This window comes from Roseomonas mucosa ATCC BAA-692 (assembly GCF_000622225.1).
In the GTDB taxonomy this organism is placed as follows: domain Bacteria; phylum Pseudomonadota; class Alphaproteobacteria; order Acetobacterales; family Acetobacteraceae; genus Roseomonas; species Roseomonas mucosa.
In genome coordinates this window covers 272,995-287,329 of the sequence record NZ_JHWD01000003.1, presented here as the reverse complement: position 1 = coordinate 287,329, position 14,335 = coordinate 272,995, and the positions used below count along the sequence as shown (strand labels likewise).

At 72.4% G+C, this 14,335-nt stretch carries 12 protein-coding genes; 9 read left to right on the top strand and 3 right to left on the bottom strand.

The annotated features are described in order from the left end of the window. Positions 1-24: 24 nt before the first annotated feature. The 7 genes from acpS (at position 25) to BT98_RS23430 (ending at position 7,541) form a co-directional block, all read left to right on the top strand. The gene (gene acpS, locus BT98_RS0106190) at positions 25-489 is read left to right on the top strand and encodes a holo-ACP synthase (protein ID WP_019460285.1); all 465 of its coding nucleotides are present in this window, start codon (positions 25-27) and stop codon (positions 487-489) included. Between the two features lie 82 nt (positions 490-571). Next, the gene (lepB, locus tag BT98_RS0106185) at positions 572-1,327 is read left to right on the top strand and encodes a signal peptidase I (RefSeq protein WP_019460284.1); all 756 of its coding nucleotides are present in this window, start codon (positions 572-574) and stop codon (positions 1,325-1,327) included. Between the two features lie 5 nt (positions 1,328-1,332). After that, positions 1,333-2,082, top strand: a complete 750-nt coding sequence (rnc, locus tag BT98_RS0106180; RefSeq protein WP_019460283.1) for a ribonuclease III — start codon at positions 1,333-1,335, stop codon at positions 2,080-2,082. Beyond that, complete coding sequence (gene era / locus BT98_RS0106175; RefSeq protein WP_019460282.1) at positions 2,079-3,128, top strand: GTPase Era; 1,050 nt, start codon at positions 2,079-2,081, stop codon at positions 3,126-3,128. Before rnc ends, era begins: the two co-directional genes overlap by 4 nt. A gap of 7 nt (positions 3,129-3,135) precedes the next feature. Then, positions 3,136-3,924 carry a DNA repair protein RecO gene (gene recO, locus BT98_RS0106170; RefSeq protein ID WP_026033049.1) on the top strand — a complete coding sequence of 263 codons (789 nt, stop codon included), beginning with the start codon at positions 3,136-3,138 and terminating at the stop codon, positions 3,922-3,924. A gap of 58 nt (positions 3,925-3,982) precedes the next feature. Then, a complete protein-coding gene (gene parC / locus BT98_RS0106165) occupies positions 3,983-6,217 on the top strand; it encodes a DNA topoisomerase IV subunit A (RefSeq protein ID WP_019460280.1) in 2,235 nt (744 codons plus the stop codon). A 127-nt stretch (positions 6,218-6,344) separates the two neighbouring features. Beyond that, on the top strand, positions 6,345-7,541 hold the full coding sequence (locus BT98_RS23430) for a patatin-like phospholipase family protein (protein ID WP_019460279.1): 1,197 nt from the start codon (positions 6,345-6,347) through the stop codon (positions 7,539-7,541). A 45-nt stretch (positions 7,542-7,586) separates the two neighbouring features. Here the strand turns inward: BT98_RS23430 and BT98_RS0106155 are convergent, their stop codons facing one another. Both BT98_RS0106155 and BT98_RS0106150 read right to left on the bottom strand, forming a co-directional pair. After that, the gene (locus BT98_RS0106155; RefSeq protein ID WP_019460278.1) at positions 7,587-8,363 is read right to left on the bottom strand and encodes an arginyltransferase; all 777 of its coding nucleotides are present in this window, start codon (positions 8,361-8,363) and stop codon (positions 7,587-7,589) included. A gap of 54 nt (positions 8,364-8,417) precedes the next feature. Then, positions 8,418-10,811, bottom strand: coding sequence for a penicillin acylase family protein (locus BT98_RS0106150; RefSeq protein WP_019460277.1), 2,394 nt, complete (start codon positions 10,809-10,811; stop codon positions 8,418-8,420). Positions 10,812-11,001: 190 nt separating this feature from the next. Here BT98_RS0106150 and BT98_RS0106145 point away from each other — a divergent pair, with 190 nt between their 5' ends. Further along, positions 11,002-11,901: an alpha/beta fold hydrolase gene (locus BT98_RS0106145; RefSeq protein ID WP_019460276.1), complete on the top strand. Its 900-nt coding sequence runs from the start codon at positions 11,002-11,004 to the stop codon at positions 11,899-11,901. Positions 11,902-12,014: 113 nt separating this feature from the next. Further along, entirely contained in the window at positions 12,015-13,166 is a 1,152-nt protein-coding gene (locus BT98_RS0106140) for an alpha/beta hydrolase (protein ID WP_019460275.1), read from the top strand. A 52-nt stretch (positions 13,167-13,218) separates the two neighbouring features. Here the strand turns inward: BT98_RS0106140 and hemB are convergent, their stop codons facing one another. Continuing rightward, a complete protein-coding gene (hemB, locus tag BT98_RS0106135; RefSeq protein ID WP_026033048.1) occupies positions 13,219-14,214 on the bottom strand; it encodes a porphobilinogen synthase in 996 nt (331 codons plus the stop codon). Positions 14,215-14,335: the final 121 nt, after the last annotated feature.

The following is a 14,335-nucleotide window of genomic DNA, read 5'->3' as shown; positions in this document are numbered from 1 at the left end:
CGTCGCCACGCTATGACCGGAGGCATGATCATCGGCCTCGGCAACGACATCGTGGACATCCGCCGCATCGAGAAGGTGCTGGCGCGGCACGGCGACCGCTTCGTGCAGCGCGTCTTCACCGAGGCCGAGCGGCGCAAGGCGGAATCGCGCACCGAGAAGCTGCGCGCCGCCACCTATGCCAAGCGCTTCGCGGCCAAGGAGGCGGCCTCCAAGGCGCTGGGCACGGGCTTCAGCCACGGCGTCTTCCACCGCGACCTGGGGGTGGTGAACCTGTCCACCGGCCAGCCCACGCTGCGGCTGACCGGCGGCGCGGCGGCGCGGCTTTCGGCCATCACGCCGCGGGGCTACGCCGCCCAGGTCAGCCTGACCATGACCGACGAATACCCTTATGCCGAGGCGATCGTGATCATCGCCGGCATCCCCGTGACCCTGGCCGCCAGCCCGGGCATCGGGTCCGGTATCGGCGGCACGCCGCACGGCCTTCCTTGACAGGCCGGAGGGCCAGGGGGTCTAACCGGCCCCCTGCGGCCCCTTCCGTGCCGCGCGAACGTGGATCCTTCCCTTGAGCAGCATGGCGAAGAACAAGGCCCAGGGCGGCTGGGTGGAGAGCCTCAAGACCATCGTCTACGCCGTGATCATCGCGGTGGGCATCCGGACGGTGGCCTTCGAGCCCTTCAACATCCCCTCCGGCAGCATGATCCCGACCCTCCAGGTCGGCGACTACCTGTTCGTGTCGAAATACGCCTATGGCTATTCGAACGCATCGCTGCCCTTCACGCCGGACCTGTTCTCCGGACGTATCCTCGGCCGCCTGCCGGCGCGCGGCGACGTGGTGGTGTTCAAGCTGCCCTCCGACGGCACGACGGACTACATCAAGCGCATCGTCGGCCTGCCGGGCGACCGCATCCGGGTGACCGGCGGCATCCTCTACGTGAACGGCCAGCCGGTGAAGCGGGACTTCGCCGGCCCCTACACCGTGACCGGCGACGGGCCGACCATGGAGGCCCGGCGCTACCTGGAAACGCTGCCGCCCAGCGCCGGCGCGCAGCCCCGGACGCACAACATCATCGAGTTCTCGGACAACGGGCAGGCGGACAACACGCCGGAATACCTGGTCCCGGCCGGGCATCTCTTCGCCATGGGCGACAACCGGGACAACAGCCAGGACAGCCGCTACATGAACGCGGTCGGCTTCGTGCCGGTGGAGAACCTGGTGGGCCGCGCCGAGTTCATCTTCTTCTCCTGGGACGGTTCCGCGCCCTGGTGGCAGGTCTGGCGCTGGCCCTTCGAGGTCCGCTGGAACCGAATCTTCTCGGGGATTCGCTGACCGCCGTGAGTGACTTCGCCGACCGCCTGGGGCACCGCTTCGCCAATCCGGCCCTGCTTTCCCAGGCCCTGACCCACCGCTCCGCCGCCGACCCGCGCCGCCGGCAGCTCGACAGCAACGAGCGCCTGGAGTTCCTGGGCGACCGCGTGCTCGCGCTCGCCATCGCCGAATGGTTGGCCGAGCGTTTCCCGCAGGAGCGGGAGGGCGAACTGGGCAAGCGCCTCGCCGTGCTGGTGGCCGCCGACACGCTGGCCAAGGTCGGGGAAGGGATCGGCCTGTCCGAGGCCCTGCGCATCCCCCCGGCCGAGGGCCGCACCGGGCTGCGCCAGCGCGCCACCGTGCTGGCCGACGCCACGGAGGCACTGATCGGAGCGCTGTACCTCGATGGCGGGCTGGAGGCGGCGCAGCGCTTCGTCCGCCGCTACTGGGCCGAGCTGATGGCCGCCGACCCGACCCCGCCCATGTCCGCCAAGAGTCGCCTGCAGGAATGGACGCTGGGCCGTGGCCTGGGCCTGCCGGTGTACCGGACGGCCTCCACCACCGGTCCCTCCCACGCGCCCGTCTTCGTGATCGAGGTGCAGGCGCAGGGCCGCACCGCCGAGGGCAAGGGCGACACCAAGCGCGCCGCCGAACAGGCCGCCGCCGAGGCCTGGCTGGCCGGCCTGCCCCCGGAGGCGGGAAACACCGGCCCGGCCCCTGGCCCAGTTCCTGGCCCAGCTCCTGGCACGGTGCGGGCCCGAGAAGAAGAATCATGACCGAGAACAGGGCGGACACGCCCGAGGAACCCGTGCCGGTGGCCCGGCGGCCTGGGACCCAAGCCGGACAGCATCCCGGTCAGGCAGAAGCCCGGGAAGCGGAACAGCTCCCAGGCTCCCCGCCGGAACAGCCGCCGGAGGCGCCCCCGGGGCCGACCCGCGCCGGCATCGTCGCCGTGCTGGGCGCGCCCAATGCCGGCAAGTCCACCCTGGTGAACCGGCTGACCGGCGCCAAGGTCACCATCGTCTCGCCCAAGCCGCAGACCACGCGCTTCCGGGTGCGGGCGGTGCTGATGCACGGCCGTTCCCAGGTCGTGCTGACCGACACGCCGGGCATCTTCCGCCCCAAGCGCCGCCTCGACCGCGCCATGGTCGCCGCCGCCTGGACGGGCGCGCAGGATGCCGACATGGCGCTGCTGGTGGTGGATGCGCGGGCCGGGCTGACAGAGGCGGTGCAGGCGATCGTGGACCGGCTGCGGCGGGGCTCCCCGACACTCTGGCTGGTGCTGAACAAGACCGACCTGCTGGACACCAAGCGGCTGCTGCCGCTGACCGCCGCGCTGAACGAGCAGCTCACCTTCGCCGAGACCTTCATGGTCAGCGCCGAGACCGGCGACGGGCTGGAGCGGCTGACCGCGAAACTGGCCGAGACCATGCCGGAGGGGCCCTGGCTCTTCCCCGAGGACGAGCTGTCCGACCTCAACGAGCGGATGCTGGCCGCCGAGATCGTGCGCGAGCAGATCCTGCGCCAGACGCATGAGGAGGTGCCGCACCACGCCACGGTGGAGACCGAGAGCTGGCAGGAGCGGCGCGACGGCAGCGTTCGGGTGGACTGCACCATCTATGTCGGCCGGGCCAGCCAGAAGGCGATCCTGATCGGTGATGGCGGCGCGCGCATCAAGGAGATCGGCCGCCGGGCGCGGGAGGAGCTGACCCGCCTGCTGGAACGCCGCGTCCACCTCTTCCTGAACGTCAAGGAGCGCCCGGGCTGGGACGAGGAGCGCGCCCGGCTGCGCGCCATCGGCCTGCACGAGGAAGAGGGGTAGCCCCCTGATCGAGTGGCAGGCCCCGGCCATCGTCCTCGATGCCCGCCCCTATGGCGAGGGCGGGGCGGTGGCGGTGGTGCTGACCGAGGCGCAAGGGCGCCATGGCGGCATGGTGCATGGCGGTGCCTCCCGCGGGCAGGCGGCGGTCTGGCAGGCGGGCAACCTGATCGAGGCGCGCTGGCGGGCCCGGCTGGCCGACCAGCTCGGCAGCCTGGGCGGCGAGCTGGTCCACCCCACCGCCGCCCTGGCGCTGGAGGACCCGCTGGCGCTCGCATTGCTCTCCGCCGCCTGCGCGGTGGCTGGCGAGGCTCTGCCGGAGCGGGAGGCGCATCCGCGCCTGTTCCGGGGGCTACTGCCCATCCTGGCGCGGCTGGGCACGCAGGAGGCAGCGGCGACGCCGGGATTGCTGCCCGACTATATCCGCTGGGAGCTGCTGCTGCTGACCGACCTGGGCTACGGGCTCGACCTGTCCCGCTGCGCCCAGACCGGGGCGACCGAGGGCCTGACCCATGTCTCGCCCCGCACCGGCCGGGCGGTCTGCGCCGAAGTCGCGGAACCCTATCGCGACCGTCTCCTGCCGCTGCCGGCCTTTCTGCGCGATGCCGAAGCCGCGTCCGGGCCAGGGGACTGGGCCGCCGGGCTGCGCCTGACCGGGCATTTCCTGGCCCGCGACGCCTTCGGCACGCGGCACCGGCCGGTCCCGGCGGCCCGGGAGATGCTCTACGACCGCGTCTCCGCCCTGGCCGCGCCGCCGGAACCGCCGCCGGAGGTTCCCCCGGACGATGTTTCGGCGTAGAACGCCAGACTGAGATCGAGAACGAAGCAAGAACGCCATCGGGCGAGAGGACTGAGCGATGCCGGATGACCTGAAGACCCTTCCGGAAGGCGGGCGCGTCAACGAGACGCGGCTGGCCGAGGCGCTGAGCGAGCGCTACCTCGCCTATGCGATGTCCACCATCGTCTCGCGCTCCCTGCCGGATGTGCGGGACGGGCTGAAGCCGGTGCACCGCCGCCTGCTCTGGGCGATGCACCAGCTCAAGCTGGACCCGGCGGGCGGCTTCAAGAAATGCGCCCGCGTGGTGGGCGACGTGATCGGCAAGTTCCACCCGCACGGCGATGCCTCGGTCTACGAGGCCCTGGTGCGGCTGGCGCAGGATTTCGCCGCCCGCTACCCGCTGGTCGAGGGGCAGGGGAATTTCGGCAATATCGACGGCGATAACGCCGCGGCCATGCGCTACACCGAATCCAAGCTCACCGAGGTGGCCAAGGCGCTGCTGGAGGGGATCGAGGAGGACTCGGTCGATTTCCGCCCGACCTATGACGGGGAGGAGCGGGAGCCGGTGGTGCTGCCGGCGGCCTTCCCGAACCTGCTGGCCAATGGCGCCAACGGCATCGCGGTCGGCATGGCGACCTCGATCCCGCCACACAATGCGGGCGAACTCTGCGCCGCGGCGCTGGAGCTGGTGCGCAACCCGGCCGCCACCACGGCCGACCTGGTCCGCCACGTGCCGGGGCCGGATTTCCCGACCGGTGGCGTGCTGGTGGAAAGCCCCGAGGCGATCCTGAATGCCTACGAGACCGGACGTGGCGGCTTCCGCCTGCGCGCGAAATGGGAGGTCGAGCCGCTCAAGAACGGCACCTGGCAGGTCGTGGTCACGGAAATCCCCTACCAGGTCGCCAAGTCCCGCCTGATCGAGCAGATCGCCGAGCTGCTGGAGCAGAAGAAGCTGCCCCTGCTGGCCGATGTGCGGGACGAGAGCACCGATGTGGTCCGCGTGGTGCTGGAGCCGAAGACGCGCGCCGTCGATCCCGCCATGCTGATGGAGACGCTGTTCCGCGCCACGCCGCTGGAATCGCGCATCCCGCTGAACATGAACGTGCTCGCCGCCGACCGCACCCCGCGCGTGATGGGGCTGAAGGAGGTGCTGCGCCACTGGCTGGACCACCGGGAGGTGGTGCTGGTGCGGCGTTCGCAGCACCGGCTGGCGGCGATCGAGCGGCGGCTGGAGATCCTGGACGGCTATCTCGCCGTCTATCTCAACCTCGACGAGGTGATCCGCATCGTGCGCGAGGAGGACCATCCCAAGGAGGCGCTGATCCGCACCTTCTCGCTCACCGAGGTGCAGGCCGAGGCGGTGCTGAACATGCGCCTGCGCGCCCTGCGCAAGCTGGAGGAGATGGAGATCCGGCGGGAGCACAAGAAGCTCACGGCAGAAGGCAAGACGCTGCAGCGCCTGCTGTCCAGCGAGGCGGCGCGCTGGAAGCGGATCGGCGAGGAGCTGGAAGCGACGCGGGAGAAGTTCGGCGCCGGCGCGCTGGGCGACCGCCGCACCGTGCAGGCCCAGGCCCCGGCGGCGGCGCTGGTGGACGAATCCGCCTTCGTGGAGCGCGAGCCGATCACCGTCATCCTGTCCGAGAAGGGCTGGCTGCGCGCGCAGAAGGGGCACCTGCCGCCCGAGGCCGAGCTGCGCTTCAAGGAAGGCGACTCCCTGCAGCTCAGCCTGCATGCGGAGACCACGGACCGCATCGTCTTCATGGCCTCCAACGGCCGCGCCTATACCATCAAGGCCGACGCCCTCCCACGTGGGCGCGGCGACGGGCAGCCTGTGCGCCTGATGGTCGATCTGGGCAACGAGGACGAGATCATCGCCGCCTTCGTCCACAAGGAAGGGCTGCGCTTCCTGCTCGCCTCCAAGGCCGGGCGCGGCTTCATCGCCCGGGCCGAGGACCTGCTGGCCGAGAAGCGCACCGGCAAGAACGTGCTGACCGTGGAGCCGCCGGACCGCCTCTTCGTAGTCACGGATGTCGAGGGCGACAGCGTCGCGGTGATCGGCGACAACCGCAAGCTGCTGGTCTTCCCGCTGGAGCAGGTGCCGGAGATGAGCCGGGGCCGCGGCGTGACGCTGCAGGGCTACAAGGATGGCGGGCTGTCGGACGTGAAGGTCTTCCGCCGCGCCGATGGCCTTACCTGGCAGCTCGGCGGCCGCACCCGCACGGAGACGGCGCTGTCCGGCTGGGTGGGGAACCGCGCCGGTGCTGGCAAGATGCCGCCGAACGGCTTCCCCAAGAGCAACAGCTTCGACGGCTGAGGAACTTCCACCGGGCGCGGGGGCCGAAAACGCGTGCGGGCCGGGCGCGGGCCGTGTAGCATTTCTGAGATGGAATGAACGGTCCGGCCGGGGGACCGTGTTCCAGCCATGATCCAGGAGGGCCTGCATGGCCACTGCCCCGGTCCCGGTGCGCCCCGAGAACGGGCGCAAGCCGACGGTCATCCTCGCGCTCCAGGGGGGTGGCGCGCTCGGCGCCTACCAGGTCGGGGCCTATCAGGCGATGGAGGAGGCCGGCTTCGCCCCGGACTGGGTGATCGGCATCTCCATCGGCGCCTTCAACGGGGCGCTGATCGCCGGCAACGACCCCGCGGACCGGCTGGAGCGGATGGCCGCCTTCTGGCAGGCCATCTCGCGCCCCGGCACGGCCCTGGCCGGGCTGCGGGACTGCAATCCCCGCCTGTCCGGTGCGCTCAGCCATTGGGAGGCGCTGCTCCTGGGACAGCCGGGCTTCTTCGCCCCACGCCTTCCCGGTCCCTATCTTTCGCCGCCCGGCTCCATGGCGGCCCTCAGCTTCTACGACACGGCGCCGCTGCGGGGGACGCTGGAGGGGCTGATCCGCTTCGACCGCCTCGGCCCCGAGGGCGGGACGCGGCTCAGCCTGGGGGCCACGGATGTGGAAACGGGCGAGCTGGTCTTCTTCGACAGCCGCGAAAGCCGCATCACCCCCGAGCATGTCATGGCCAGCGGCGCCCTGCCGCCGGCCTTTCCGCCGCAGCGCATCGGCGGCCGTACCTACTGGGATGGCGGCTGCGTCTCCAACACACCGCTGGAGGCCATCCTGCGCAGCCCGCCGGAGGGCCATTGCGTCGTCTTCGTCATCGACCTCTGGAACCGCCAGGGGCCGGTGCCGGACAGCATGGACGGGGTGCAGTGGCGGCAGAAGGAGATCCGGTATGCCAGCCGGACCTGCCGCGGCATCCGCTCGCTGGCCGCGCGGCTGGACCTCTGCCACGCCCGGAGCCTGCTCCGCGAGGCGCGGCCCGAGCTGGCGGGGCAGGACCTGCCGGAGGAGAAGGCGCTGGCGCGGACCAGCCGGATGGACATCCTGCACGTGACCTACGACCCGGGCAGCACGGCGATCTCTGGCAGCGACGCCGAATTCTCCCGCGCCTCCATCCGGGAAAGGCATGAGGCGGGCCATGCGGAGCTCTGGGCGGCGCTGCGGCAGGCACCCTGGACACGGCGCAAGCCGGCCGGGCTGGCCGCCATGCTGCACGAGGTCTGCCGTGGGGAGGTCAGGACCGAGGCCGGTCCCGCCGCGAACGGCCTGGCCCCGCCGCCGCTCGCCCCGCCCGCGGCCTGACGCGGCGGAGAGAGGCCAGGCGGCCCTGGCGGAAGCGGCGCGGGCCTATTCCACCGGGGCCGGGGAGGCGGCGACGGGTTCGCTCTCGCCTTCGGCCTCCGCATCCGTCAGCGGGCGCCAGGTGCCGCCGGTCAGCACCTCGCTGGGGCGGAAGCGGGCCTTGTAGGCCATCTTCCGGCTCTGCGGCACCCAGTAGCCGAGATAGACATAGGGCAGGCCCAGCCGCGCCGCGTGCTCCACCAGCCAGAGGATGGTGAAGGTGCCGAGCGACCGGCGCGCCGAGTTGAGGTCGTAGAAGGAATAGACGGCCGAGAGCCCGTCCCCCAGCATGTCCGTCAGACAGGCGCCCACCAGCCGGTCCGGCGCCTCGCGGAACTCGATCACGCGGGTGGTGATCGGCGTGTCCTCCACCATGGCGCGGTAGTCGTAGAAGCCCATCGAGGCCATGTCGCCGTCGCCGTGGCGGCCCTGCTGGTACCGCTGGAAAAGCGCGTACTGCTCCGCCGTGGCGCGGGCGGGCGTTTCGCGGCCCTGGAGGTCGGCATTGGCGCGGCCGACCTTGCGCTGCGTGCGGTCGGGGGTGAAGTCCGCTACCCGGATGCGGATCGGGATGCAGGCGCGGCAGCCCGGGCAGACGGGCGTATAGGCGATGTTGTGGGACCGGCGGAACCCGGCGCGGGACAGCCGGTCGTGCAGCGCCTCGCCATCCGGCCCGGCCAGCTCGGTCACGATCTTCCGCTCCGTCCGCCCCGGCAGGTAGGGGCAGGGCAGGGGCGTGGTCGTATAGAAGAACTGCGGTCGGGTGGGGCTGCGGGAAAGCATCGTCCCTCTTATTCTCGTGATTGCGGGGCCCGGCCGCAATGCATCAATGCCGTTTCAACGTGCCGCGACGGGAGAAAGATGCAGTTTTCCCTCCACGGGCGCTTCCCGGCCCAGGCGAAGCGGATGCCCGGCCGCCCAGGCCGCGTTCAGGTCGGACCAATGCCGGGACAGGGGATTGCCCGACTGTCCGGTGGCGATCACCGCCAGCAGCCCGTCCGGCGAGGCGAGGTCCGCCACCAGCCGCAGGCCCGCCCCGTGCACATGCGCGAAATCCGCCCGGTAGCCGCCGCGGTTCACCGTCTGGTCGTCACCCGGCGTCGGCACGCTGATCCGGGTCAGGCGGGACAGCAGCGGCACGTAGCGCAGCAGCGGATGCTCGAACAGCGCCCGGTGCGCCTCGCCCCAGCGCCAGGCGGCGGGGTCCGGGCCGAAGCGCGCGGCGAGCCCGTCGCCGGCCCGGGACAGCGCCTCGGCCACCAGGGCGTCGCAGCCGCCGGGCCCGCACCAGTGCGCGGCGCCCGCCGGGGTGGTCAGCACGAAGCGGAGGAATTCCGGCTCCGCCTCCCAGCTTCCTTCCGGCACGCCGCCGGCGCGCAGGGCCAGGGCGCCGGCCTCCTGCATCCAGGCGTTGAAGATCAGCGGCTGCGGCCGGTCCGCCGCCATCTCGCCGTCCCAGCCGTCCAGCAGGTCCCGCGCCGCGCCCGCGAGGCCGGCGGGGCGGGGAATGGCGCGGAGACGGGGCAGCAGCTCGCGGGCCAGCAGGCTGACCGTGTCCTCCTGCAGCGCCACAAAATCCTCCGGCGCATGGCGCGGCCGGGCGGCCAGCGCCCCGGCGATGCGGCGGAAGCGCCAGTCGCCGAACCAGTCGCGGCCGAGAAAGACGGACGAGTCCCGCGGCTGCACCCGGTTGTTCGCATTGGCCACCGCGCCGGAGGCCGGGCGCAGCGTGTTCGGCATCTCCGCGAAGGGGATCCAGCCGGTCCAGTCATGGCTGCCGTCCCAGCCCGGCGCCGGCATGCCGCCATCGCCCGAGGCCCGGATGGGCGTGCGTCCCGCCAGGAACAGCGCCACCTCGCCCGCCGCATCCGCCACCACGACGTTCTGCGCGGGGCTGCTGATGCGCGCCACGGCCTCGCCCGCCTCCTCCAGCGTCCCGGCCCGGTTCAGCGCGTGCAGCCCGGAGGCCGCCGTGTCGCCCGGTGCCAGGCTGGCCATCTGCACCGCCAGCACCGTGCCGGGGGGCGTCTCCGGGGAATCGCCGCCCGGTGCCTCCAGATCCGACACCACCGGCCCATGGCGGGTCTCGCGCACCCGCAGCACCGTGTCCGGCTGGCCCCGCACGGCGATCCGTTCCTCGCGCAGCGCGAAGGGGCGGGGGCCGTCAGGGGTCTCGTAGCCCGCCACGCCCGCGAGGCGCTCGACGAAGACATCCTGCGTGTCGGAATGGGTGGTGGTGAAGCCCCAGGCCAGCCGGTCGCTGCGGCCGATCACCACGAAGGGCACGCCGGGCGCCGTGGCCCCGGCCAGGAAGCGTCCCTCCGGCAGCTCGATCCGCGCCAGATACCACAGGATCGGCGCGCCGAAGCCGAGATGCGGGTCCGAGGCCAGCAGGGCGCCCCCCGTGGCGGAGCGCCGCGCCGCCACGGCCCAGGCGTTGGAGGCGCTGTCCGGCAGGGGCGCATCGCCCGGGAATTCCGGCAGGGCGGCCAGCAGCCGCTCCAGCGCCTCCGGGCCGGGCGTGCCTGGCGCCGGCATGGCCGCGGCCACCTCGGCGCTGCCGGAGGATTCGTCGGCGGGCCAGAGCTCCCCGATCCGTTCCGGCGGCAGGCTGCGCGCCAGCCGGGCACGGGCCAGCTCCGTGCGCCAGTTGCCGGACAGGTAGAGCCCCATCAGCTTGCCCCAGAGCAGGCTGTCGGCGGGCCGCCAGGGTTCCGGCGCACCCAGCAGCAGGAATTCCGGCGCGGCGAAGCGGCCGCGTTCGGCGATCCAGGCATTCACCCCGGCGGCATAGGCCTCCAGCAGGCGCCGCGTTTCCGGCGCCTGGGCCACGAGGTCGGCCTCGGCCCGCCCGGCGAGGCCCAGCACGCGCATGAAGCGGTCGGCCCGCAGCGCCGCCGGGCCGGCGATCGCGGCGAGGCGGCCCGAGGCGCTGCGGCGCATCAGGTCCATCTGGAACATCCGGTCGCGGGCATGCAGCAGGCCCAGCGCCATGGCCGCATCCACCTCGTTCCGCGCGGCGATGCGGGGGATGCCCTGGGCGTCGAGGGCCACCTCGACCGGGGCGGAAAGCCCCGGCAGCGAAAGCCCCGCCTCGCGCGCCGGCAGCGTCCACCACAGGCATCCCGCCAGCGCGGCGAGGGCCAGCACCACGAGCAGGGCCAGGACCGCGAGGGCGGCGCGCAGCGGGCGGCGCGGCGGGCGGTGGCGGGGATGGTGCGGGTGGCGCATGCCCGCGCAGTATGGGCGCGGACGGCGCGGGCGCCAGGGGTCCCAGCCATGGTCAAGCCAGGGGCGGCAGGCGGCGCGGGGGTGCGGCCCCTTCCGGCCCTGGACGGAACGTGATCGGAAAGCGGGGCGGGGCGTGAAAGCATCCGCCCGCGACAGCCCTGACACGACTCGGAACGGGAGACGCCTTCGCATGACCACCCCAGAAAGGGTCTGGGCGGAACCGCCCCGCACCGGGGCCTATCGCTGCCGCTTCAACCCCTTCGCCGCGACGCTGCGCTGGACCGAATGGGGCCCACTGGACGGCGACCCGGTGATCTGCGTGCACGGCCTGACTCGCACCGGCCGGGACTTCGACGTGCTGGCCCGCCTGCTGGCCGGGCAGGGCCGGCGGGTGATCTGCCCCGATATCTTCGGGCGCGGCATCAGCGACTGGCTGGTCGAGGGCGCGCTCTACAGCGTGCCGACCTATGTGACTGGCCTGGCGCCGATGCTGGCCTCGCTGGAGCGGCCCTATGACTGGGTCGGTACCTCCATGGGCGGGCTGATCGGCATGTCGGTGGCGGCGCTGCCGGGCAACCGGCTGCGGCGCCTGGTGCTGAACGACGTGGGCGCCTTCATCCCGGCGGAGGCGCTGTCGCATATCGGCGCCTATATGGCGGAGGCGCTGAGCTTTCCCGACCTGCCGGCGCTGGAGCGGCACCTGCGCGCGATCCATGCCGGCTTCGGCCGGCTCACGGACGCGCAGTGGCGTCACCTCGCGGAAACCAGCGCGCGGGCGACGGTCGATGGGCGGCTGGTGCTGCACTACGATCCGGCGATCGGCGAGCCGATGCGGCTCTCGCCCGCCGCCGATGTCGACCTCTGGGCGCTCTGGCGGATGCTGGACCTGCCGGTGCTGCTGCTGCGCGGCGAGGACAGCCCGCTGCTGCTGCCGGAGACGGCCGCGCGGATGCTGGAACGGCCCGGCACCGAACTGGCGGTGATCCCGGGCTGCGGCCACGCGCCGGCCCTGATGAGCCTGTCCCAGACCTCCCTCGTGGCCCGCTTCCTAGCGCGCGAGCGGGATGCACACGCGGAGGTTACGCCGTGACGAAACGTATCAGCCATGCGCGACCGGCAGGAACCGTGCCCGCGCCCCCGGCGTTCCCGGACCGTCTTCCCGGCTCATGCAGCCGGGTCCGGTAACCTGAGGAAACCTGCCCGATGACACCGCTTTCCCGCCGATCCGCCCTGTTCCTGGGCCTCGGGATGCCCGCCCTGCTCTCGGCCTGCGCCAGCACCTCCGCCCCGCCCGCCGGCCCGGCCGATCCCACGGGGCTGGCGGACCCCGAGATGAAGGCGCTGCTGGAGAGCCTCGCCTCGCTGAACCCGAAGCCGGTGGAGACCCTGTCGCCGCTGGAGGCGCGGCTGCAGCCCGGCCTGTCCGACGCGGTGAAGCGGCTGCTGCTCCAGAACGGCAAGTCCACCGACCCGCGCCCGCTGCCGCTGGTGCGCGACATCTCCATCCCCGGCCCGGGCGGCGCGCTGCCGGCCCGCGTCTACAGCTCGGCCCAGCTCCCCGAGCGCCGGGGACAGAAGCCGCTGCCGCTGATCGTCTATTTCCATGGCGGCGGCTGGGTGCTGGCGGACCTCGACACCTATGACAGCTCCTGCCGCGCCCTCTCGGCCGACGCGAACGCCGTGGTGGTCTCGGTGGACTACCGCAAGGCGCCGGAGAACAAGTTCCCGGCGGCGCATGACGACGCCTATGCCGCCTATGTCTGGGCGGTGCGCAACGCCACCGTGCTGGGCGCCGATCCGAACAAGGTCGCCATCGTGGGCGAGAGCGCGGGCGGCAACCTCGCCTTGGCCACGGCGCTCGCGGCCCATGCCGGCAATGCGCCGAAGCCGATGGCCGTGGGCGCCATCTATCCGGTCGCGGGCACCGACCAGACGCCGTCCTACAAGCAGTTCGCCAATGCCAAGCCGCTCGGCACCCCGGCGCTGCTCTGGTTCCTGGGGCAGTACACCAATGGCGGATCGGACCTGCAGGACCCGCGCCTGAACATCTACGGCAAGGCGGACCTGCGCGGCCTGCCGCGGACCATCATCGTCAACGCCCAGATCGACCCGCTGGCCGATGACGGCGCCCGGCTGGAGGAAGCGATGCGCCGGGCCGGCGCGCCGGTGGAACGGCAGGTCTATCCCGGCGTGACGCACGAGTTCTTCGGCGCCGATGCCGTGCTGTCCAAGGCCAGGGAGGCGCAGACCTACCTGGCCGGGCGGCTGCGCGAGATCTTCCTCGATACCCCGGCGCCCGCCGCCCCGCCGGCCCCGCGCGGCCGCATCCGCCCGGTGCCGCCGCAGCACCGCTGAGGACACCGCCCGGGGGAGGATTCTCCCCCGGGCGCTCCGTGCCCCCGGTGTTTCAGCCGGCGCGCAGCCGCCGCGCGGCGTCCAGCGCGAAATAGGTCAGCACCCCGTCGCAGCCGGCGCGCTTGAAGCTCATCAGCGCCTCCAGCACCACGCGGTCGCCATCCAGCCAGCCGTTGCGGATCGCCGCCGTCAGCATCGCGTACTCGCCACTCACCTGGTAGGCGAAGGTCGGCACGCCGAACTCGTCCTTCACCCGGCGGATGATGTCGAGATAGGGCATCCCCGGCTTGACCATGACCATGTCGGCGCCTTCCGACAGGTCCATCGCCACCTCGCGCAGCGCCTCGTCGGAATTGGCCGGGTCCATCTGGTAGGTCTTCTTGTCGCCCTTCAGCGCGCCGCCCGAGCCCAGCGCGTCGCGGAAGGGGCCGTAGAAGCCGGAGGCGTACTTGGCCGCGTAGGACATGATCCGCGTGTCCACGAGGCCCTTCTCGTCCAGCGCCCGGCGGATGGCGGCGATGCGCCCGTCCATCATGTCGGAGGGGGCGAGGCAGTCGATCCCCGCCTCGGCCTGCACCAGCGCCTGCTTCACCAGCACCGCGACGGAATCGTCGTTGTGGACATAGCCGTCGCGGATCACCCCGTCATGGCCGTGGTCGGTATAGGGATCGAGCGCCACGTCGCCGATCAGGCCGAGCTTCGGGAAGGCGGCGCGCAACGCGCGGGCGGCGCTGCAGATCAGGTTCTCCGGATTATGTGCCTCGGTCCCCTCGGCATCCTTCCGCCCGGCCGGCGTGGCGGGAAAGAGCGCGACGGCCGGGATGCCCAGCTCCACCGCCTGGCCCACATGCTCCACGATCCGGTCCAGCCCGACGCGGAACTGGCCGGGCATGGAGGCCACCTCGACGGGCGCCCCATCGCCCTCGCGGATGAAGATCGGCCAGATCAGGTCATCCACCGAAAGCCGGTTCTCGGCCACGAGACGACGGGTCCAGTCGTCGCGCCGGTTGCGGCGCGGGCGGGCGAGGGGAAAGCTGGGAATGATCACGCGGTTCTCGGGCCTCTGCGAAACGGAGCCGCCGGGCGCCAGGGGCAAGGCCCCGCGACGCCGGGCGATCCGGCCATCGGAGCCCCCTATGTGGCCAAACCGCCGCCGGATGCCAAATTCC

Coding starts and splice junctions, on each gene's coding strand:
- BT98_RS0106150 (WP_019460277.1), bottom strand. CDS start 10,811: ATGCGCCACCCGCACCATCCCCGCCACCGCCCGCCGCGCCGCCCGCTG.
- acpS (WP_019460285.1), top strand. CDS start 25: ATGATCATCGGCCTCGGCAACGACATCGTGGACATCCGCCGCATCGAG.
- parC (WP_019460280.1), top strand. CDS start 3,983: ATGCCGGATGACCTGAAGACCCTTCCGGAAGGCGGGCGCGTCAACGAG.
- BT98_RS0106140 (WP_019460275.1), top strand. CDS start 12,015: ATGACACCGCTTTCCCGCCGATCCGCCCTGTTCCTGGGCCTCGGGATG.
- era (WP_019460282.1), top strand. CDS start 2,079: ATGACCGAGAACAGGGCGGACACGCCCGAGGAACCCGTGCCGGTGGCC.
- lepB (WP_019460284.1), top strand. CDS start 572: ATGGCGAAGAACAAGGCCCAGGGCGGCTGGGTGGAGAGCCTCAAGACC.
- BT98_RS0106145 (WP_019460276.1), top strand. CDS start 11,002: ATGACCACCCCAGAAAGGGTCTGGGCGGAACCGCCCCGCACCGGGGCC.
- BT98_RS23430 (WP_019460279.1), top strand. CDS start 6,345: ATGGCCACTGCCCCGGTCCCGGTGCGCCCCGAGAACGGGCGCAAGCCG.
- BT98_RS0106155 (WP_019460278.1), bottom strand. CDS start 8,363: ATGCTTTCCCGCAGCCCCACCCGACCGCAGTTCTTCTATACGACCACG.